Below are 20,627 nucleotides of genomic sequence, written 5' to 3' on the forward strand. Positions count from 1 at the left end.
AGACCAACGGCAAGGCCGAACGCTTCCACCGCACCCTGCTCGACGAATGGGCCTACCAGCAGCCCTACACCTCAGACGCCGAACGGCAAGCCGCGTTTCCCGACTGGCTGGACTGGTACAACTACCACCGACCCCACACCGGCATCGGCGGCCAAACCCCACCCAACCGCGTCACCAACCTCTCCGGACAGCACACCTAGGGGGTGTCTCCTCGATCAGTGGCTCGTTGGTCTCGGCATGCTCAGCAGGGGACGGCGAGTGGGCGGTGCTCGAACCGCTACTCCCAGGAGTAAGCACCGGTGCGGCCGGTGGCGGGATCACCGGCAGGTAATCAACGGGATCATTCATCGACTCAGCACCGGCTGCCAGTGGCGCAAGCTGCCCGAACGCTTCGGTCCTGGGCAGACCGTTCACAAACGCCATGCCTTGTGGTCGGCCGACGGCACCTGGGAACGACTGCTCCAGCATGTCCAGGCGGTCGATGATGCAGCCGGTGGCATCGATTGGAACATCAACGTTGACTCCACCTCGATCCGGGCCCACCAGCACGCAGCCGGTGCCCCGAGTAATCCGCCTCCAGCACCGCCCAGCGCCTCAAAAGGGGCCCTGCAAAGATCAGTTCACCTGCGAGGGCACATGCTCCGGCACCTGTTCCTGGCGGAGGCGGAGCAGGCGAGGCGCTCGGCCGCTCCCGTGGCGGCCTGACCACGAAGATCCATCTGAGCGCCGACGGCAGGTGTCGCCCGCTCTCCCTGGTCCTCACGCCTGGCCAGCGGGCGGACTGCACGCAGTTTGAACCCGTCATGGACAAGATCCGCGTCCCCCGGCTCGGTGCCGGCCGGCCTAGGCGACTGCTGGACAGCGTCAGCGCCGACAAGGCGTACAGCAACAGCCTGATCCGTTCCTATCTTCGACGACGCGGCATCCGGCACGTGATCCCGGAGAAGAGCGACTCCCGAACCGCCCGCTGGCGCAGAGGCTCAAGCGGTGGGCGACCTCCCGGTTTCGGGGAGACCCGGTATAGAGCACGGAACACCGTCGAGCGAGCGATCAACAAGATTAAGCAGTTCAGAGCCGTTGCCACCCGCTATGACAAGCGCGGGTACATCTACCTCGGCACTGCGACCGCCGCCGCGCTGCTCATCTGGCTCCGTTCCTGAAGCCCGACGGATACCGAAGGAACGAAGTCAATGACGAGCAGGCCGGTGTCCATATGTTGGTCTACGTGACCAACATATGGACGACTTGGCCGCTGTGATCATCTTGGGGGCAAGATCCCTCCATGACGACGGAGATACGCAAGGCGTACCTACTGGCCGCTGAACAGGCCGTGCAGCTCCTGGCTACCGAAGAGCTGGCTCGTTGCTGGGAGAAGGAGTCCGTACTGCCAGGGATGTCGGTAGGCGGACTGGCCGGCCACCTTGCACGCAGCGTGTTGCAGGTCGAGTGGTTCCTGGATGGCCAGATAGCCGACGCGGAACCGGTGTCGCCGGTGCACTACTACGCCAGACTCGTGGGCACCTCCGTTCCCAACTCTGCGCTGAACGTCGGCGTGCGGGCCCGGAGTGAGGAAACGGCCGCAGTCGGCCCCGCCGCCGTTGCTGAGCAGGCGCAGGTTGCATGGCGGCGGCTGGCGGACCGGCTCGGCAAGGAGCCGGCGGATCGGCGAGTGGCCGTCCTTCACCGGCCAGGAGAGGAGATGATGCTCGACGGCTACCTCCAGACCCGCTGCGTCGAACTGGCAGTTCACCTGGATGACTTGGCGCTGAGCATCGACGCTCGTTGCTCAGCGCCCGCAGCCGCACTGGCCATCGCAGTTGACGTGCTCGTTGCGGCTGCCCGCGAGCGGCATGGCGATCAAGCCGTCCTGCACGCATTGGCCAGACGCGAACGCGACTCCGGCCAAGCCCTGCGAGTGCTGTAAAAAAGCCTCACTCCCCATCAAAGCCCGCGCTCCCAAATATCGGGGAGACAGGCCCTAGTCCTCGAGGAGTTCGTGGAGCCCCGACGGACACGTCGTCAGTCATGGCTCAGGGGACTCCCTGGACGGCTCCTTGGCCAGACCAGAGGGGGCTACCGGAGGGTGGTGGGCCGTCTTTCTATTTGTCTACTGTTCCAGAGACTTGAGTCCCTGATACGCCTCGCGCAGGTCCGACGCTTCAGGTAGGTGCCGAGCCTCCACAGCCGTCACGACCTCCAGAGCCCGCCAGTGATTGCTGGGCACAACCTTGCCGCTGAGAATGGCTCTCTGCGCCGAGACGCAGGCTTCATCCAAGCGGTTTTCCGTGACCAGAACCAAAGCAAGATCGATGTTCGCTGAGGCCACCCGCCTAGGCCAATAGGCCTCATTGTCACTGGGGCTCAACCGCTCGATGACTTCCCGCGCGTAGGGCTCTGCGGCCACGTCACCGAGCCATGCAAGCGTCGTGGCGGTGTACGAGAGTGACTTAGCCGGATCGTACCGGTAATGGTGTTCTGGGCTCTCAGGCGTGCCTACAGCAGCCGAGAAGGCTTGCACCCGCTCTATGGCTGAGTAGGTTTCTCGGCCGTTACCGAGCCTCGCGTGTGCTCTGCCCTCTTGCGCGGTCGCTTGGATTAGGGCTGAGGAGCCGGGCGGAGCTGCTGCCTGAGCGACGCGGGAAAGCTCCAGAGCCCGGACGTAATCGCCATCCGTCAAAACTCTCCAGGCGTCAGTCTCGAAGCACCACGCTTCGATCTCAGGCACTCCGGCCTCTTGCGCGAGAGCCACCGCAGACTGAAGCCGAGCAGTCGCCGCACCCTCCTGCTTCAGATCGATGTGCAGCGTCGCACCGAGTAGGGAGAGCCAGCCACCGACGATCAACAAGCGTCGGTGTTCAGCGAGCGTCTTCTTGGCGCCCAAGAGTTGGACGACGTAGTCCGCCTGCCTTCGCACCTTCCGTAGCAAGTCGTCTGGATCAGCCTTCGGGTAGGCCATGGCCAAGTCGTCGAATGTTCGCTCTAGCCGACTCAGGGTGGCCGCACCTACGTCACTGGCCTGGACACGGCGGACCAACTCCCACGCGTCCATCTCATCATCATGTGGACTCGCATCTTCCACAGTGAGCGAGAGGCCAAGAAGTTCGTTTACAGCTTGGACCAGTTCGGCTGAAGGTGCCTGTTTCCCACCGACAACCCGGCTCAGATACGCAACATCGTAGTGAAGCTCCTTGGCCGCACCCCGCAGGCTCTTCCCTTGGCTCTTCAAAGCCCTACGGACCTGGTCCCCGAAGTCAATCATGGCGCCGCTCCCGTTGACTGTTGACCAGAGCGTACGTCAACGCTGGTCAACTGCCCTGTGCATACGCGAAATCGGTTGTCTGAGGCAGAGAACCGCCCGACCACACGCAGCGTAATCGGGCGGGCCGACTGCTAGGAGCCGACATGGCAGACAGTACGGGCCGTGCAGGGAAGACGAAAAGTGACACCACCCCCCAACCAGTGCACGCGGCCTTCGACTGGTTGGCCAGCGCCCTCCAGGAGCCGCGCTACGCACACCGGGAGTGGCAGGAACGAGGGATCGCACTGCTGCCTCTGGGCGCCAAGTTCAACACGGTGTGCCTGGAGGCCCGTCTCGTGAACAGCGCGGTCGGGTCGGATGACCTGGACATCGTGGCGCAGGCACTGGCCGAGCTGCTGGATGGACCGGTCATCCACAACTGCGTGCAGCGCATGTACTACCCGCTGACCCAGGTGTCCCCGGTGGCACGGTGGGCGTACGGGCAGGCTGCTCCCATGCTGGGCATCGGGCACTTCCTCAGCGTCCCCGCCTCAGACCTCACAGGGCCGCTCGGTCATCACTGGGCCGTGCGCCCCCGCGACGTGGGGGACCTCTGCGCCGTCCCGGGCGTCGCCGCTCTGATCCACCTCGAACGCGAAGCGCGGGCACGGGGGGCCCGATGATCGCCAACGAGGGGGTAGCAGCCGCCTCACTGTTCAGTCCGGAGGGGGCGGCGTACGCGTTGAACGGACGTCTGCGCGGGCACACGCTCAGTTGCCCCGCCTGCCGCACCGAGGAGTGCGAAGAGGGGGCGCGGATGCGCCGAGCACTGCGGGCCGTGCAGACCCTTCTGAAGGAGCCCGAGCCTCCTGTGACTCCCCAGAGGGGGTCTGCATGCTGAGCAGGTCAGAGCCTCCACAATGCGGCCGGTGCGGCTGCACCGTGCGAGAGGGCGAGGCCAACGAGCCGCGCTTGGGTGCGTCCCTTTCCCGGCCTCCCATTCGCGGTGTTGTCCACAGCCCTAAGTGCCTCCCCCCCCCTAATGGCCCGTGTCATCGTGCCCTGTGCGCCGTCTCTCCGCCTGCTCCTGAAGGACAGGGCTGGCGAGCAGCACGACTGTGTGCTCACTAGCGCGGTCGTCGTGGAGGCCACGCGGTTGGTCATCGGCCTCGAGGAGGACTGCCCGTGTCCATGCCCGGTCCCGGAGGAGAGCGAAGCTCTCCGAGCAGCTCGGGCCAAGGCCCGCAGATCGCCAGGTCGACTCCGCCCTATTATCTGCGGGGAGATTGATTCTTCCCCTGCGATGACATTTTCCGGCCCGCACGTGAAGCGGCCCCGTTATCCGTAGCAAGAGGGAAGCGGTGCCCATCGTCGTGCGACTGCCGGTCGGGAAGGCGTTGACCGTCCGCGCGGCGTCCTATGCCTTCTTCGACCGGTTCCCGCCCTCGACCGAGGACGGCGGTCTCAGTTCAGGCCGGTGAGGAACTCGCCGAAGAGCCGGTTGGCGGTCTCCGAGTCGTAGAGGCGCTCGAACTCGGCGCGCGCCAGGCGGCGCCGGAACTCACTGCGGTAGGAGGCGTCAGCCGCGTCGTGCATGAGGTCGGTGAACCACACGGCGAACGCCTGGTAGTTCCACACGTGCTTCAAGCACGTGGCGGAGTACGCCTCCAGCAGGCTCCTTGACCTGTTTCACTACGGCCGCGGCGAACACGTCGGCGTCATGCAGCGCCAGATTCATGCCCTTGGCGCTCATGGGCGGAACGATGTGCGCGGCATCGCCGAGCAGGTACAGGCGGCCGTGGCTCATCGGGTCGTGGACGACACTGCGCAGGGGCACCAGCGTCTTACCGGCGATCCGTCCCTTCACAGCGACCGTTCACCGAAGCGCGCCTCGATCTCTTCCCAGATGCGGTCGTCCGTCCACTCCTCGACGGAGGTGTCCAGGGGGCACTGGAGGTAGAAGCGGCTCGCCTGCGGGCCGCGGGCGAACTGACCGGCGAATCCCCGGTCATGGATCGCCATCATGGATTGGTGGTTGGCGGGGGCCTCCGCCAGCACGGTCAGCCAGGCGTACCCGTACTCGTGGGACTGGCGGGTGGGTACGTTGTCGGGGATACTCGCCCGGCTGACGCCGTGGTCTCCGTCGCAGCCGGCGATGAGGTCGCAGGTGATGGTGCGGGTCATGCCCGTGCTGTCGCGGTAGCGCACGCGCGGTCGGGGGCCGGTGATGTCGTCCAGTCGCACGTCCTCGGCTTCGAAGCGGAGGTCGCCGCCGTCGCTGACGAACACGTCGATGAGGTTGCGCACGAGCACTTGCTGGGGGCAGAAGCGCCCGTCGCCGAGGTCGTCGGTCACGTACCTGAAGGGCCGGGTCACCCCGTCGACGCGGAAGTTCAGCACCGGCTCGAAGGGAACGCCGCCGACAATCCGGTCCGGGCCGGGGTCAGCATCGCCACCGTCTTCCGGAACTTCGCCACCAAGCAGGACCTGATCGAGGCCACCGCAGTGCGCTATCTGGAGAAGCTGACCGCCGAGGGGTTGCAGCTCACCGGCAGCCAGGATGCAGGCAAAGCCTTCGCCTCCCTGATGAGGACGCTCGCAGCAGCCGGGCCGGTGAAAATGACCCTGCTGGACCTGTTGCCGCCCCACGGCGACGGGGAGGGCCTGTCCGGACCGGTCGCCGAGGCGGTCGACGCCTTCCGGACGGCGGTCGACGACGCGCTCCACCGCGCCCAGGCCGTCGGCGCCGCCCGCCCCGAGGTCACCTACGACGACGTCTCGCTCCTCCTGCGCGCCCTCGCCTACGCCACCGACCTCAGCGAAGGCGAAGCCCTCGACCGTGGCTGTGGGCATCGTCCTCGACGGCCTCGGCGTACCGCGCTGACGTGTTGAAGAGGACGACCGCTCTCTCACTCAGGGAACGAAAAGCCCAGCTCACGCAGGCGGGGCAAGCACACGGCGAGGCATTGCTCCACAGACGCGGCATCGGTTCGCACCAGGATGTCCGCGCGCAACGGCGCCCCACTGGCGACGAAGGTCCAAGGCTTGCGCCTCTCTGCCATCCGCTCAGCATCGGCCTTGAACAGCACCGTTATGCCCTGTTCCGCCAACGCTTCCATGATCGCGACAACGTCCACCCGGTGGTCTCCCCCTTCAGAAGTGCTTCGAACGCACCACCGGAAGAACCTACCAGCGCCGGACACCCCGCCTACCAGCAGCGATGGCACCCCTAGCCCTTGCGGAGAGGCACGCTCTAGTCGCCCGTCGTACCGTCGAGCATCTCGCGCAGGATGTCCAGGTGTCCGTTGTGGCGGGCCGTCTCCTCCGTGAGGTGGAGGAGGATCCAGCGCAGGTCCACGTGGAGGCCGTCGCGGACGGTTCCTCGGGACCGCTCGTCCAGGCTGTTCCCGGCGACCAGCTCGCGGTAGCGGGCGCTCTGCCCGGCGTATTCGTCGAGCAGCTGCGGGAGCGGGAAGTCGACGGCGATGCGCATCTCGCGGTCGGGGTCCTCATCGGTCCAGGGCCCCTCGTCCTTCTCGCCGAGGAAGACCACCTGGAACCAGTAGTACTCGACCCAGCGGAGGTGGTTCACCACTCCGCTCATGGTCATCAGCGGTGAGCCCGGCAGGATCGCCTTGCGGGCGTTCTCCGCGGAGACGCCCTCGCACTTGGCGCGGGCGGTGTCACGTGCGTAGTCGAGGAACGTGGTGAGCTGGGTGCGCTCGTCCCACGCGGGCGGCGTGTCGTCGATTCTGGTCATCGCGCGAAGCGTCCCCGATCACCCCGGCCGATGTCGAGGCATTTATGAACGGCCCCGGTCGCTGACCGCGCGGAAGCCCCCGACAGGTCCGCCTCTACGATCACCCGATGGCAACCGAATACCTCCGCCAAGGCCCGCGCGTGGCCATACGCCGCATCAGCCCACAGGACTACGAGGAGATCACCGCCCTCCGCGCGGAGAGCGCCGACATGCTGCACCGCTGGCTCGGCGTCCGCGCCCACGAGAACACGAGGGAAGGGTTCGAAAGCTCCCTCGCGCGGTTCGACCTGCCCACCCATGAGGGCTTCGTGGTCTGCCTGCACGGCACCGGCGCGATCGTGGGCGGCGTCAACATCAACAACATCGTCCGGGGCGCCTTCCAGTGCGGCACCCTGGGGTACACCGCGTACGCCTCCACCACCGGTCGCGGCTATCTCACCGAAGGGCTGGGGCTCGTGGTCGCGTACGCCTTCGACCGGCTGGGCCTTCACCGCCTCGAGGCGAACATCCAGCCGGACAACACGGCCTCGCTGAATCTCGTCAGGCGTCTGGGATTTCGGCGCGAGGGGTATTCGAGCGCCTTCCAGCATCAACGGCGAGTGGCGGGACCACGAGCGCTGGGCCATCACGGTCGAGAGCACCGACCGTCGGCCGTAGGCGTACGGGCGTACGGAACGCCTCACCGACCCGCCCTGCATGCAGGCGCCAACTCCCGCGCACAGTCGTTCTGTTGACGTAGAACAGCACGTCACTTCACGATGAGATGAAAGGCACCTGGAGGGGCCTCACGCCTCACCCGTCCCGCGGAGGTCGCAGTGCGCTTGTCCTCATGGCTCGGCGGTCTCGCTGCGGCCGTCCTCGCCCTCTCCGCCCTTCCGGCCCCCGCCGCGCACGCCGCGGCCGACCCGTCGCCGCCGCTGGAGATCCCGGCGGCCGAGCTCGCCAAGCCCCTGCACTGCCGGACCGACCTGGCGGACCTGCGCGAGGCCGACGACAAGCCGACCGTCGTCTTCGTTCCGGGCACCGGCCTCAAGTCGGAGGAGAACTACGCCTGGAACTACATGGCGGAGCTCAAGAAGAGGGGTTACCAGGCCTGTTGGGTGGACTCCCCCGGCCGCGGGCTCAGGGACATGCAGGAGTCCGTCGAGTATGTCGTCCACGCGGTGCGCACCGTCCAGGAGCGCACCGGGCGGAAGGTCGACCTGGTCGGGCACAGTCAGGGCGGGCTCCTGACCGCGTGGGCCCTGCGCTTCTGGCCGGATCTGGCGGGCCGGGTCGACGACATGGTGACGCTGGGCGCGCCCTTCCAGGGAACCCGGCTCGCCAGCCCCTGTCGCCCGATCGCCGAGATCGCCCGCTGCCCCGCCTCGGTCCTGCAGTTCGCCCGCGACTCGAACTGGACGAAGGCACTGGCCGCCGACGGCGCCCCGATGCCCGCGGGGCCGTCGTACACCACGCTCTACTCGTACGCCGACGAGTCCGTGATCGCCGACGGGCAGCCCCCGTCGCTGGCGGGTGCCCACCGCATCGGCGTCCAGGACATCTGCCCCGGTCGGCCGTGGCCCACCCACATCGCCATGGTCGTCGACCAGGTCAGCTACGACCTGGTCGACGACGCGATCGAGCACCCGGGCTCCGCCGACGCCGACCGGATCGACCGCGCGCACTGCGCCCGGCCGGTCATGCCGCTCAACAGCGAAGAGGCCGTCAACGCCCTTCCGGGCCTGCTCAATTACCCGATCGAACTCCTCATCCACAGCCAGCCCTGGGCGGACGAGGAGCCACCGTTGCGCGACTATGCGCGGTGAGTGTCCGCGGGTGAGGCTCCGCGTGATCACGCTCCGCGCGTGACCGTCAGGCCGCGTGCGGGATGATCGTCCGGTACTTGCCGCCGTCCCCCTGCCGCGGCGGCTCCTCGCCCCGTTCCACCGTGACGTTGTCGAGTTTGTTGTCGGCGAGCAGGCGGTTCAGTCCGTCGTGGGCGTTGCGCCACACGCGGTCCGCGTCGGCGCCGGGGGCCTTGACCAGGCGTACCCGCAGGGTCGACGGCTCCGTCTGCTCGATCTGGAAGAGCTCCACCCCGGGCATCCGGTCGAAGAGGCTGCTGAAGGCCAGCGGGGCGAGCCGGACGTCGTCGCCTCGGCCGGAGGGGAAGGCGAGGATGTCGCCGGCGCGGCCCTGGACCCGGATGGCGGGTGACGCGGCGCCGCAGGGGCAGGGGTCGGGCCGGAGCATGACGCTGTCGCCGAGGTCGTAACGGAGGAACGGCTGCACGCGGTTGGCGAGGTTGCTGATCAGGACCGTGTGCGAGAACTCCCCCGGCGGGACGGGCTGGTGGTCGGCGTCGACGGGTTCGAGCACGGCCCAGTCGTCGTTGACGTGGTACCAGCCCTCGACGCAGCCGTGGCTCAGATACGTGCACTCCGTCGCGCTGTACATCGTGCGCACCTTGGCGCCGAATGCCTTCGCGATGCGGTCGGTGTCGTTCTCGCTCATCGTCTCGCCCGCGGGCTCGATGAGGACCGGGTCGATGTGCAGGCGTCCCGCCTCCTGTTCGGCCGTGAGCAGCATGATCGTGCTGGCGTACCCGATGACGAACGCCGGTCGGTAGTCGTTGAGTTCGGCGACCAGCTTCTCCATCGGCTCGTGCACGGACAGGGCGCGCAGCAGCTTGCTGCGGCCCCCGCCCTCCAGGGCCATGCGGGAGTATCCGGCGAAACCGACGTAATGCCCCTCGGTGGCGACGAGTTGGGCGAAGCGGCCGCCGTGGGCGACCGCCCGTACGATGCCGAGGGGGCCGAGCCAGGAGGCGAGCACCCGGGACGAGACGGCCGAGGACACGGACATGTACCGGTCGTCGAGGACGAACAGGCCGCGCCTGCCGCTGGTCCCCGAGGTCGTGGCGACCAGATAGCGGCCGAGGAAGCGCCGCCCGATCAGGTCGGGGTCGTCGGTGAACGCGCGCACCTTCTCCAGGGTGATGTCCCGGTCCGTCGGCCAGTCGTCGAAGTGGTCCATCAACTGCTTCTTGTCGGTGACCGGCAACAGCGTCGGATCCTCCACCCGTTCGGGCAGGCCCCGGTACAACTGCCGGTAGTACGGCGATGCGGAGCGGGCGTAGGCGACCAGGTCCGCGAGCCGGTCGCCCCGACGCCGCGCGACCGCCGCCGCGCCCTGCTTGCGGGTCCGGCGGATGTCCCGCATCAGCCAGGTCGTGCTTTCGCTCTCGCTCATCGTCTCGTGCTCCTTCGGGTGGCAGGTCCGGCGGACGGCCGGCCTGCCGGAGACCGGCGGGGACGTTCGGTCGAGTGTCTTCCTCGCCGGTGGGTGTCGGGGGGTGGGTGGCGTGGGGCCGTGGGGCGGTGGGTCGACGGGCGGGCGCGGGTCCGGTCGGCCGGGCCGGTCGGGCGGCTGGGCGCGCCGGTCGGCTCCGTCCTGCCGCTCCGACGGGCTCGGGCGAGGTGGCCGGCCTCCGCGGGGTCGGCCTCCGACCGATCGTCTTCCCGCGGCTCGCGCACTTCACCCATGGCATGACGATCGCGGATACGCCGCCGTGCGGGGCCCCTTGAACGGCCCACAGTCACCCCAAAAGGTGACAACTCCGCCTGCGCGTGGGACCGCGCCGAGGCCAGGTGCGACTGGGTGCGCCCGAACGGGCCGAGCGGCCGCCCGCCAAACGGCCACCCGCCGGGGGTTCGCACCGGGCACGGGCCGGATCCGGCCACGCGTCCACCACCGGCCCGCCCCTGCGGCATGCGCCCGACGACGTACGAAGGGCAACGCGCTGGGGTTCCCGCGAGGCGATGGCAAGCACCAGAGTCATAATCAAGACCAATCCCGCCCCGCCGTCACCGCAAGAAAACAACCAGCCAGAATCGCGATCCCCAGCCATCCACCCGCCGCCGACGCGAGGAAAAGAGATCATTTCCGTTCGCGTACGCCGAGGTGAAGAAATGACGCAGGCCAACGGAGGGAGGGAAGCGGCAAACCCGCGCGGCGTAATGATCCCGCAAAAGTTGGCGTGGGTGAAAGTGGAGCGGGAGTCGAGGTGGCTTGCATCCACCCTTGAGCCCCGCCCGACCGGGCACGACACCCGACCCCTCCGTCGCCACCTGGGGCTATGCTCGCCGAGGCGTCACCACCGGCCCCGGAACGCAGCTCACGCCCCACGCCCCACAAGGCGCGATGTCAAGCATTCATAGTGAAACTTACCTCAAACTTGCCTCCTTCGATTCGATCACGAAAGAATGCGGGCGGAAAGCAAAAGGGAATGTCTCATTCCGCCCCGTTCTCCTTTCTCCACGTTGCTCTTTAAACTTTGAGCTGCGCATGATCAGGAGTGGATCCGCAATGCGGCGACACCGTTCTCAGCGTTCCTGGTGAAGGGAATGATCTTGTCTGCCTCCCCCCCACCCGATATGTCGGACCCGTGGATACGTCGTTTCCGGCCCCGTCCGGAAGCCGATGTCCGCCTCGTCTGCTTCCCCCACGCCGGCGGCTCGGCCACCTACTACCAGCCACTGGCACAGTCCCCCACCCTGCTGCCCGACGCGGAGATCCTCGCGGTGCAGTACCCGGGACGGCAGGACCGGCGCAAAGAACCGCTCCTCGACCGCGTCCCCGACCTCGCCGACCGGATCACCGAGGCGCTCACGCCCTTCGAGGACCGGCCGTTGGCCTTCTTCGGCCACAGCATGGGCGCCGTCCTCGCCTACGAAGTCGCACTGCGGCTGAGTGAGCGGACCGGCAAGGAGCCCTGCCACCTGTTCGTGTCGGGGCGCCGCGCGCCGTCCCGTTTCCGGCCGGGCACCGTACATCTCCTGAGCGACGCCGACCTGGCCGCCGAGCTGCGCCGCGCGGGCGGCACGGACCCGGTCTTCCTGAACGACGAGGAGTTGCTCGCGGAGATCCTCCCGGTCGTCCGCAACGACTACCGGGCGATCGAGCTCTACCGCTGGACTCCCTCGCCTCCCCTGACCTGCCCCGTCACCGCGCTGACGGGCGATCAGGACGCACAGGCCGCGCAGGACGACGTGGCCGCCTGGCGGCAGCACACGGACGGCCCCTTCGACCTGAAGGTCTTCTCCGGAGGCCACTTCTATCTCAACACGCTCCTCAAGGGCGTCACGGAGGCCATCTCCCAAGCCCTGACGGCCGACGCACGACAGGCCGCGACGGCAAGGGGGACAGTCAGGTGAGGTACGAGATGTTGGGACCGCTCCGCATCAGGGACGGGAACAGTTACTCCACCATCAACGCGCAGAAGGTCGAAGTCGTCCTCACCGTCCTGCTCGTCCGCGCCGACCGACTGGTCTCCCTGGAACAGCTGATGCGGGAGATCTGGGGCGAGGACCTGCCGCGGCGCGCCACCGCGGGGCTTCATGTGTACATCTCCCAGCTCCGCAAGTTCCTGAAGCTGCCCGGCACGGCGGGCAACCCCGTCGAGACCCGCGCGCCGGGGTACGTGCTGCACAAGGGCGAGGACCAGATCGACGCGCAGGAATTCCCCGAACTGGTCGACGTAGGAAGGTCGTTGCTCAGAGAGAAGCGGTACGGCGACGCGGCCTCCTGTTTCGATCGGGCCCTCGCGCTGTGGCGCGGCCCGATCCTCGGGCAGGGCGGGAACGGGACCGTCGCCAACGGCCCGATCATCGACGGCTTCTCGACGTGGCTGACCGAGATCCGCCTGGAGTGCCAGGAGATGCTCGTCGAGTGTCAGCTCCAGCTCGGCCGGCACCGGGAGGCGGTGGGCATGCTGTACGCCCTCACCGCCGAGAACCCGATGTGCGAGGCCTTCTACCGGCAGCTGATGCTGGCGCTCTACCGGTCCGAGCGGCAGGCGGACGCGCTGAAGGTGTACCAGTCCGTGCGCAAGACACTCAATGACGAACTGGGCCTGGAACCGGGGCGCCCGCTCCAGGATCTGCAGCGGGCCATCCTCTCGGGTGACATGCACCTGATGTCACCGCCCCTCGCCCTGTCCGGTCGCTGACCGGAGCCCGGCCATCGCGTGGCGTATGCGCACGGAGGAGGCATACGTCGGCGATCGGGCGAGGGCGAGCCGCGGTGGCCGCAAGGCGCACCATCGGTGTCAGAAGGCGCACTGCAGATGCTTGATGCCTTCGATGAAGCTGGAGTCGAGTCGCCGCGGCTGCCCCACGGCGTGGATCTGGGGCAGCGCGGCGAGGAGTTCCCGGTACAGGGCGGTGATCTCCATCCGGGCGAGGTGGGCCCCGAGACAGACGTGCGGGCCCACCGCTCCGAACGTGACGTGCGCGTTGGCCCCGCGCGTGATGTCGAAACGGTACGGGTCCGGGAAGACGTTCTCGTCGCGGTTGCCGGACCAGTAGAACAGGAAGATCCGGTCGCCCCTGCGGAACCGGTGCCCGTTCATGTCGCAGTCGCGCGTGGCCACCCGGCGCATCCAGTTGATGGGCGTGGAGACCCGGAGGATCTCCTCGACCGCGCCTTTGGCGTAGGTGTCGAAGTCCGACAGCAGCAGCTGCTTCTGTTCGGGGTGCTCGGTCAGCAGCACCAGCGCGTGCGAGATGGCGTTACGGGTGGTCTCCATCCCCGCGATGACGAGCAGGATGAAGAACGAGACGAGCTCCTGGCGGGTCAACTGCTCGCCGTCGGCCTGCACTTGGACCAGTTTGGTGATCAGGTCGTTCCCGGGGGCGGCGAGCCGCTCCTCGCGGAGCCCCGCGATGTAGTCCCCGAGTTCGCGCGACGCCTCGATCACCGCTCGCTCGGAGTCCGCCCGATCGGGCACGTAGTCCGGGTCGAGCGGGCCCACGATCGTGTTGGACCGCTCGAAGAGGAAGTCGTAGTCCTCCTGGGGAATCCCCATCATGTCGCTGAGCACGGCGATCGGCATCTCCGCCGCGACGGGCCGGATGAAGTCCCCCGGCCCGCGCGCGACGAGTTCACCGATGATGCGCCGGGCGGTGCGCGTCGCCACGGCCTCGAACTCGGGAACCATGTTGCGGCCGAAGGAGCGCGAGACGATGCGGCGCAGCCGGGAGTGCTCGGGATTGTCCATGTTGATCATCGAGCCGTAGTACTCGTCCAGTTCGGGCGGCAGGCCGATGATCGTGGTCGCGCCGTTCGAGGAGAAGTCCTGCGGCCGGCGGCTCACCTCCACGATGTCCGCGTACTTGACGAGGGCGTGATAGCCGAACGCCCAGGGCACACCCGGCATGTTCTGCTGGATGAACGCCGGACGCGGCAGCCCGCGCATCTCCTCGAACAGCGTCACACGTTCGCCGTGCGGCCGTGCCCAGAAAGAGGGGTCGACCAGATCGGGAAGTGTGGCGGCCGGCTTGCTATCCGTGATGGGCACGATGCCTCGCTTCGCGTTGTCCGGACCAACGGTCAGGCACCACCGGCGCCCCGGTTCGAGCGGCCCCCGGCTCTTCCCGGTTCTCCCCGGACCTCTCCGGACCTCTGCGGACCTCTCCGGTCCCGCCCGGTTCGACCGGACACGCACGGAGTGGCTTCGCCGATCCCCGCACGCCGACGTCGATCAGGGGTGTACGAACGCCCCTCAGGGCGTGGCGACCTGACACCGGCTCACCTTTGCAGTCACCGCTTAAGCGCCCCTAACTCGATGCCGCCGCCGCCCGCGTCGTCACTGCTCGTCGGGCGCGGCGGACCGTTCGGCGATCTCGGCCCTGATCGTTTCCCGCAGTCCGTCCCGCGTGAAGCCGAGGCCGCGCAGGATCCGCGCGGCCGAGCTCTCCTCGGCGTGGATCAGGCCCAGCAGCGCGTGTTCCGTGCCGACCCAGTCGTGGCCGAGGTCGACCGACGCGCGGCGCGCCTGCTCGATGGCCTCCTTGCTCTCCGGCCGGAACGCGATGTGCCCCCGCAGCGCCTTGCTCCCTTGCGGAGCCATCACCTCCTCGATCGCGTCGCGGATACGGCGCTCCGTCCCGGCCTTCGCGACCAGCACCTCGTAGGCCAGCCCCCGCGGTTCACCGAGCAGGCCGAGCAGGAGGTGTTCGGTGCCGATGAAGTCGTGCTTGTACGTGCGGGCGGCCTCCTGCGCGAGCACGATGCTGTGCCGGTTCAGGTCGGTGTACCGCTCGAACGGGCCGGGGGCGTGGCGCTGCTGGGCCGCCTGCTTGGACACCCCAATGGCGTCGCCGATCTCGGTCCAGGACGCGCCGGACCGCTTGGCCTTGCTGACGTAGTGGTCGATGAGCTGGTCACCGATGTCGGACAGGGTCTGGGCGCGCAGTCGCGCCTCGCTGATGCGGGCCAGTTCGTCGGCCTCGGGGAGTTCCTCGTCGAGTCGGGCGATCAGGTCGGCGAGGCTGATGTCGAGTGGACTCATGCGTCAATCGTAAGTTGACGATCCGCGAGCGTCAACCTGTTCTTGACGCTTGCCCCGGTCGGCGCCGGTGGTCCCGCGGTCCCGGGTCCCGCGGTCCCGGGTCCGGAGATTCCGGCGTACGCAGCCGAGTACTCGACGCACACAGCCGAGTATTAGAAGGGCTTTAGCGCCGTCGACGAGTCTGCGGACCGGCGGGGCTCCGCCTGCCCGATGCTCACGCCGATCCCGCGGCTGTCCGGCCGTCGGGTCAGGGGCCCTGGCCGTGCTCGCGGAGAGGAGCGGTTGTCCCGGGATGGCGCACAACGAAGAGAAGCTTCTTGACTACCTGAAGCGGGTCACTGCGGACCTGCGACAGACGGAACGCCGGCTCCAGGACGTCGAGTCCGCGGGCCACGAGCCGATCGCGGTCATCGGCATGGCCTGCCGCCTCCCAGGCGGGGTCCGCTCCCCCGAAGAGTTCTGGGAGCTGATCTCCGCGGGCGGCGACGCCGTCGCACCACTGCCCGGCAACCGCAACTGGGACCTCGACGCCCTGTACGACCCGGACCCGGAGAGCACCGGCACCAGCTACGTCCGCGAGGGCGGATTCGTCTACGACGCGGGCGACTTCGACTCCACCTTCTTCGGCATCGGACCGAGCGAGGCGCTGGCCATGGCCCCCCAGCAGCGGCTCGCCCTGGAGACGGCGTGGGAGGCCATCGAACGCGCCGGCATCGACCCGCTCAGCCTCCGCTCCAGCGCCACCGGCACCTTCATCGGCTGCGACGGCCTCGACTACGCCCTGGGCGCCTCCGAGGTTCCCGAGGGCACCGCCGGGTACTTCACCATCGGCAACTCCGGCAGCGTCACCTCGGGCCGCGTCGCCTACACCCTGGGACTCGAAGCCCAGGCGGTGACGGTCGACACCGCCTGCTCCTCCTCGCTCGTCTCCCTCCACCTCGCGGCCCGGGCCCTGCACGCCCAGGAGTGTTCGCTGGCCCTGGCGGGCGGTACGTACGTGATGTCGTCGCCCGCCCCACTGATCGGTTTCAGCGAGCTCCGCGGCCTGGCTCCCGACGGCCGGTGCAAGCCGTTCGCTGCGGGCAGCGACGGCATGGGCATGGCCGAAGGCACCGGCGTGGTCCTCCTTGAGCGCCTCTCCGACGCACGCCGCAACGGCCACAAGGTCCTCGCCGTGATCCGTGGCTCGGCCGTCAACCAGGACGGCGCGAGCAACGGCCTGACCGCCCCCAACGGCCCCGCCCAGGAACGCGTCATCCGCGCCGCCCTCGCCAACGCCCGCCTCTCCGCCGACGACATCGACGCGGTCGAGGCGCACGGCACGGGCACGACCTTGGGCGACCCCATCGAGGCGGGCGCCCTCATCTCCGCCTATGGGAACGAACGTCCGCAGGACCGCCCGCTGTGGGTGGGCGCGGTGAAGTCCAACATTGGCCACACGCAGATCGCCGCGGGCGTGGCCGGTGTCATCAAGATGGTCCTGGCCCTGCGGAACGACCTGCTCCCCGCCATCGTGCACGTCGACGCCCCCTCCCCCCACGTGGAGTGGGACGGCAGCGGGCTGCGCCTGCTCACCGAGCCGGTGAAGTGGCCCCGTGGCGATCGTCCGCGCCGGGCGGGGGTGTCGTCGTTCGGCTTCTCGGGGACGAATGCGCATTTGATTCTGGAGGAGGCGCCGGAGGAGGTGTCCGGGGAGGCGCCGGGGGAGGTCTCGGCGGAGGCGGGGGTGTCCCCTGGTGCGTCGCGGGGTGGGGTGGTGCCGTGGGTGGTTTCGGGGCGGGGTGGTGAGGCGTTGCGTGGACAGGCGCGGCGGCTGGGGGAGTTCGTTGCCGGGGATGCGGGGGTGCGGCCTGCCGAGGTGGGGTGGTCGCTGGTGACGACACGGTCGGTGTTCGAGTACCGGGCCGTCGTGGTGGGCCATGACCGCGAAACTCTGACAGCCGGTCTCGGCGCGCTGGCGGCGGGTGAGGCTTCGGCGGATGTGGTGTCCGGGGTGGCGGGGTCGGCCGGTTCCGGGCCGGTGTTGGTGTTTCCGGGGCAGGGCTCGCAGTGGGTGGGGATGGGGGCCCAACTCCTGGATGAGTCCCCGGTGTTCGCTGATCGGATCGCCGAGTGTGAGCAGGCGCTGTCCGCGTACGTGGACTGGTCGCTGAGGGATGTGCTGCGCGGGGACGGCAGTGAGCTGTCCCGGGTGGAGGTCGTGCAGCCGGTGCTGTGGGCCGTCATGGTGTCGCTGGCCGCGGTGTGGGCGGATTACGGGATGAGGCCCGCTGCTGTGGTGGGGCACTCGCAGGGCGAGATGGCCGCCGCGTGTGTCGCGGGTGCTTTGTCGCTGGAGGATGCGGCCCGGATCGTCGCCGTACGCAGTGACGCCCTCCGCCAACTCCAGGGCCACGGCGACATGGCGTCACTGGGGACGGGCCCGGAGCAGGCTGCCGAGCTCATCGGGGAGCGGCCGGGGGTGTGTGTCGCCGCCGTCAACGGGCCCTCCTCCACCGTCATTTCCGGCCCGCCCGAGCATGTCGCCGCCGTCGTCGCCGAAGCCGAAACCCGTGGCCTCCGTGCCCGGGTCATCGACGTCGGCTACGCCTCCCACGGCCCGCAGATCGACGAACTCCACGACCTGCTCACCGACCGTCTCGCCGACCTCCAGCCCACCCCCACCGACGTGGCCTTCTACTCCACGGTGACCGCCGAGCGGCTGGCGGACACATCCGCCCTGGACACCGGCTACTGGGTCACCAACCTCCGCCAGCAAGTCCGCTTCGCCGACACGATCAAAGCGTTGCTGGCGGACGGCTACCGCCTCTTCATCGAGGCCAGCCCGCACCCCGTCCTCCAACTCGGCCTGGAAGAGACCATCGAGCAGGCCGACCTCCCCGCCACCGTCATCCCCACCCTCCGCCGCGACCACGGCGACACCACCCAACTCACCCGCGCCGCCGCCCACGCCTTCACCGCAGGCGCCGACATCGACTGGCGCCGCTGGTTCCCCGCCGACCCCACACCCCGTACCGTCGACCTCCCCACCTACGCCTTCCAACGGCAGCACTACTGGCTCGAACGGACCGCGAAAGCCACGAGCCTGAGTGGTGAACAGGGCGCGGCAGAGGCGCAGTTGTGGCAGGCCGTCGAGGGGCTCGACCTCGGGCTTCTGGCCGAGACGCTGGGTTCGGAGGAGGGCAGCGAGGCAGCGGTCCGGGCGTTGGAGCCCGCGCTGCCGGTGCTTCGGGGCTGGCGTCGGCGGCATCGGGAGCAGGCGACCATCGACTCCTGGCGCTACCGCGTCACGTGGAAGCACCAGGCCGACGGAGTCACCCCGCACTTTGGCGGCGGGGACTGGCTGTTGTTCGTACCCGCCGACCGGTGCGAGCACCCTGCCGTACGGGCTACGGCCGAGGCGTTGACCGCGCACGGCGCGGGCGCCGTCCGGCTGCATCCGGTCGAGCCCGGCCGGGCCCGTCGTGAGGATCTGGCCGCCGTGGACACCGCCGGTCTCGCCGGGATCGTGAACCTGCTCGCGCTGGACGAGACACCCCACCCCAGGCACCCGGCCGTACCCGCCGGGCTCGCCGCGACGACCGCCCTGATCCAGGCCCTCAGCGACAACGGCACACGCGCACCCCTGCACACGGTCACGCAGGGTGCCGTCTCCACGAGCGCCACCGACCCCCTCACCCACCCTCTGCAGGCCCAGGTCTGGGGACTCGGGCGCGTCGCCGCCCTCGAACACCCCCGCCTCTGGGCCGGGCTCGTCGACCTCCCCGCCCGCGTCGACCGCCACACCCTCCCCCGTATCGCCGCCGCCCTCCTCCCCCAGGAAGAGGACCAGACCGCCGTCCGCCCCACCGGAACCCACACCCGGCGCCTCACACACGCCCCCACCACCCCCGACATCCACGGCTCTGCCCCCGTCTGGCGGCCCGAGGGCACCACCCTCATCACGGGCGGCACCGGCGGCATCGGCGCCGTCCTCGCCCGCTGGCTCGCTCGCGAGGGCGCCCCGCACCTGCACCTCACCAGCCGCCGAGGCCCCGACGCGCCCGGCGCCCGGGAACTCACCGAGGAACTGACCCAGTTGGGCACCGAGGTCACCATCACCGCCTGCGACGTCAGCGACGCCGACCAGCTCCGCCGCCTGGTCGCCGACGTGCCCGCCGAGCACCCCCTCACCGCTGTGATCCACGCGGCGGGAATCACCGATCTGACGTCAATCGGCGATCTGACGTCGGCGCGGCTGGGCGAGGTGCTCGGGTCGAAGGCCGCCGCGGCCTGGACGCTGCACGAGGCGACGCGGGAGCTGGACCTCTCGGCCTTCGTGATGTTCTCCTCCGGGGCCGGTGTGTGGGGCAGCGGCCAGCAAGGCGCTTACGGCGCCGCCAACCACTTCCTCGACGCCCTCGCCGAACACCGCCGCTCCCGGAAGCTCCCCGCCACCTCCATCGCCTGGGGCCCCTGGGCCGAAGCCGGAATGTCCGCGGACCAGGAGTCACTGACGTACTTCAAACGCTTCGGTCTGCATCCGATCAGCCCCGATCTGTGCGTCAAGGCACTGCATCAGGCGGTCGAGGCGGGCGACGCCACGCTGACGGTGGCGAACTTCGACTGGGCGCGGTTCACGCCGACGTTCACGACGCAGCGGCCCAGTCCCTTTCTCGACGACATCCCGGAGAACCGCCGGGAGGCCGAGCAGCCCGGGTCCGCCGCGGAGAGCAGCGCCTTCCGCACGGAGCTCGCGAAGACTCCCGCCTCCCAGCGGCACGGCTTCCTGGTCCAGCACGTCCGGGCGCACGCGGCGGCGACGCTCGGCCGCACCACGGAGGACATCCCCGCCGCCAAGCCGTTCCAGGAGCTTGGTTTCGACTCGCTCACCGCGGTCCAGCTGCGCAATCAGCTCAACGCCACGACCGGGCTCTCGCTGCCCGCCACCGTGATCTTCGACCATCCCACGTCCGAAGCCCTCGCCACACATCTGCGCGACCGGCTCGGCGGCGACGGCGAGACCAGCGGTGAGTCCAACGTGCTCGCGGCGCTCGACAAGTGGGACGCGACGTACGGCACGGCCGAGGTGGACGAGGCCGCCCGCCGGCGCGTCGTCGGCCGCCTTCAGGTCCTCGTATCGAAGTGGAGTCCGGCGCAGGAGGGCCCCGAGGGGACCGATTCCGCCCATGCCGACCTGGAGACGGCGAGCGCGGACGACATCTTCGACCTCATCTCCAGCGAGTTCGGCAAGTCCTGACCCCCGCCCGCCCGCACGTTCCCGCCCCACCCCTCACTCATACGTCCCCGTCACC

General features: G+C 69.0%; 17 protein-coding genes and 2 pseudogenes. 10 read left to right on the plus strand and 9 right to left on the minus strand.

Annotation, left to right across the window (positions count from 1 at the left end):
- The 3 genes and pseudogenes from ACZ69I_RS37535 to ACZ69I_RS37545 all read left to right on the plus strand — a co-directional run.
- On the plus strand, positions 1–200 hold a 200-nt coding region (locus tag ACZ69I_RS37535), incomplete at its 5' end, for an integrase core domain-containing protein (protein ID WP_470836987.1).
- A gap of 26 nt (positions 201–226) precedes the next feature.
- A pseudogene (locus tag ACZ69I_RS37540) lies at positions 227–1,160 on the plus strand (IS5 family transposase).
- 122 nt (positions 1,161–1,282) lie between these two features.
- A complete protein-coding gene (locus tag ACZ69I_RS37545) occupies positions 1,283–1,924 on the plus strand; it encodes a maleylpyruvate isomerase N-terminal domain-containing protein (protein ID WP_470836988.1) in 642 nt (213 codons plus the stop codon).
- Positions 1,925–2,107: 183 nt separating this feature from the next.
- On the opposite strand, the gene ACZ69I_RS37550 is transcribed toward ACZ69I_RS37545, so the two are convergent.
- The gene (locus ACZ69I_RS37550; protein WP_470836990.1) at positions 2,108–3,259 is read right to left on the minus strand and encodes a helix-turn-helix domain-containing protein; all 1,152 of its coding nucleotides are present in this window, start codon (positions 3,257–3,259) and stop codon (positions 2,108–2,110) included.
- Positions 3,260–3,402: 143 nt separating this feature from the next.
- Between ACZ69I_RS37550 and ACZ69I_RS37555 the strand changes: the two genes are divergently transcribed.
- A complete protein-coding gene (locus tag ACZ69I_RS37555) occupies positions 3,403–3,921 on the plus strand; it encodes a hypothetical protein (RefSeq protein WP_470836991.1) in 519 nt (172 codons plus the stop codon).
- A gap of 781 nt (positions 3,922–4,702) precedes the next feature.
- Here ACZ69I_RS37555 and ACZ69I_RS37560 read toward each other — a convergent pair.
- From ACZ69I_RS37560 to ACZ69I_RS37570, 3 genes are read right to left on the minus strand one after another with little or no spacing between them, the layout of a single operon-like run.
- Positions 4,703–4,885 carry a hydroxybenzoate 3-monooxygenase gene (locus ACZ69I_RS37560; RefSeq protein WP_470837020.1) on the minus strand — a complete coding sequence of 61 codons (183 nt, stop codon included), beginning with the start codon at positions 4,883–4,885 and terminating at the stop codon, positions 4,703–4,705.
- Entirely contained in the window at positions 4,818–5,105 is a 288-nt protein-coding gene (locus tag ACZ69I_RS37565) for an FAD-dependent monooxygenase (protein ID WP_470836993.1), read from the minus strand. The genes ACZ69I_RS37560 and ACZ69I_RS37565 overlap by 68 nt, the downstream gene beginning before the upstream one ends.
- On the minus strand, positions 5,102–5,593 hold the full coding sequence (locus ACZ69I_RS37570; RefSeq protein WP_470836994.1) for an FAD-dependent monooxygenase: 492 nt from the start codon (positions 5,591–5,593) through the stop codon (positions 5,102–5,104). The genes ACZ69I_RS37565 and ACZ69I_RS37570 overlap by 4 nt, the downstream gene beginning before the upstream one ends.
- Here ACZ69I_RS37570 and ACZ69I_RS37575 point away from each other — a divergent pair.
- Positions 5,552–6,130 (plus strand): TetR/AcrR family transcriptional regulator, encoded by a 579-nt coding sequence (locus tag ACZ69I_RS37575; protein ID WP_470836995.1) that lies wholly within the window; start codon positions 5,552–5,554, stop codon positions 6,128–6,130. The two genes, ACZ69I_RS37570 and ACZ69I_RS37575, sit on opposite strands and share 42 nt — an antisense overlap.
- 17 nt (positions 6,131–6,147) lie before the next feature.
- Here the strand turns inward: ACZ69I_RS37575 and ACZ69I_RS37580 are convergent, their stop codons facing one another.
- Both ACZ69I_RS37580 and ACZ69I_RS37585 read right to left on the minus strand, forming a co-directional pair.
- Complete coding sequence (locus ACZ69I_RS37580; RefSeq protein WP_467674871.1) at positions 6,148–6,375, minus strand: hypothetical protein; 228 nt, start codon at positions 6,373–6,375, stop codon at positions 6,148–6,150.
- 116 nt (positions 6,376–6,491) lie between these two features.
- Complete coding sequence (locus tag ACZ69I_RS37585) at positions 6,492–6,998, minus strand: DinB family protein (protein ID WP_470836997.1); 507 nt, start codon at positions 6,996–6,998, stop codon at positions 6,492–6,494.
- A gap of 107 nt (positions 6,999–7,105) precedes the next feature.
- Between ACZ69I_RS37585 and ACZ69I_RS37590 the strand changes: the two are divergent.
- Both ACZ69I_RS37590 and ACZ69I_RS37595 read left to right on the plus strand, forming a co-directional pair.
- Positions 7,106–7,655: pseudogene (locus tag ACZ69I_RS37590) on the plus strand (GNAT family N-acetyltransferase).
- A gap of 158 nt (positions 7,656–7,813) precedes the next feature.
- On the plus strand, positions 7,814–8,806 hold the full coding sequence (locus ACZ69I_RS37595; RefSeq protein WP_470836998.1) for an esterase/lipase family protein: 993 nt from the start codon (positions 7,814–7,816) through the stop codon (positions 8,804–8,806).
- 46 nt (positions 8,807–8,852) lie between these two features.
- Here ACZ69I_RS37595 and ACZ69I_RS37600 read toward each other — a convergent pair whose 3' ends face one another.
- The gene (locus tag ACZ69I_RS37600; RefSeq protein ID WP_470836999.1) at positions 8,853–10,232 is read right to left on the minus strand and encodes a phenylacetate--CoA ligase family protein; all 1,380 of its coding nucleotides are present in this window, start codon (positions 10,230–10,232) and stop codon (positions 8,853–8,855) included.
- A 1,160-nt stretch (positions 10,233–11,392) separates the two neighbouring features.
- Here ACZ69I_RS37600 and ACZ69I_RS37605 point away from each other — a divergent pair.
- Both ACZ69I_RS37605 and ACZ69I_RS37610 read left to right on the plus strand, forming a co-directional pair.
- Positions 11,393–12,196, plus strand: a complete 804-nt coding sequence (locus ACZ69I_RS37605; RefSeq protein ID WP_470837001.1) for a thioesterase II family protein — start codon at positions 11,393–11,395, stop codon at positions 12,194–12,196.
- Entirely contained in the window at positions 12,193–12,990 is a 798-nt protein-coding gene (locus ACZ69I_RS37610) for an AfsR/SARP family transcriptional regulator (protein ID WP_470837002.1), read from the plus strand. Before ACZ69I_RS37605 ends, ACZ69I_RS37610 begins: the two co-directional genes overlap by 4 nt.
- Before the next feature lie 99 nt (positions 12,991–13,089).
- Here ACZ69I_RS37610 and ACZ69I_RS37615 read toward each other — a convergent pair whose 3' ends face one another.
- Positions 13,090–14,340 carry a cytochrome P450 gene (locus ACZ69I_RS37615; RefSeq protein WP_470837003.1) on the minus strand — a complete coding sequence of 417 codons (1,251 nt, stop codon included), beginning with the start codon at positions 14,338–14,340 and terminating at the stop codon, positions 13,090–13,092.
- A gap of 288 nt (positions 14,341–14,628) precedes the next feature.
- Positions 14,629–15,333 carry a Clp protease N-terminal domain-containing protein gene (locus ACZ69I_RS37620; protein ID WP_470837005.1) on the minus strand — a complete coding sequence of 235 codons (705 nt, stop codon included), beginning with the start codon at positions 15,331–15,333 and terminating at the stop codon, positions 14,629–14,631.
- Positions 15,334–15,625: 292 nt separating this feature from the next.
- Here ACZ69I_RS37620 and ACZ69I_RS37625 point away from each other — a divergent pair, with 292 nt between their 5' ends.
- Positions 15,626–20,572 carry a type I polyketide synthase gene (locus ACZ69I_RS37625; RefSeq protein ID WP_470837007.1) on the plus strand — a complete coding sequence of 1,649 codons (4,947 nt, stop codon included), beginning with the start codon at positions 15,626–15,628 and terminating at the stop codon, positions 20,570–20,572.
- Positions 20,573–20,627 lie beyond the last annotated feature (55 nt).

It is taken from the genome of Streptomyces sp. NPDC036815, from assembly GCF_055609205.1.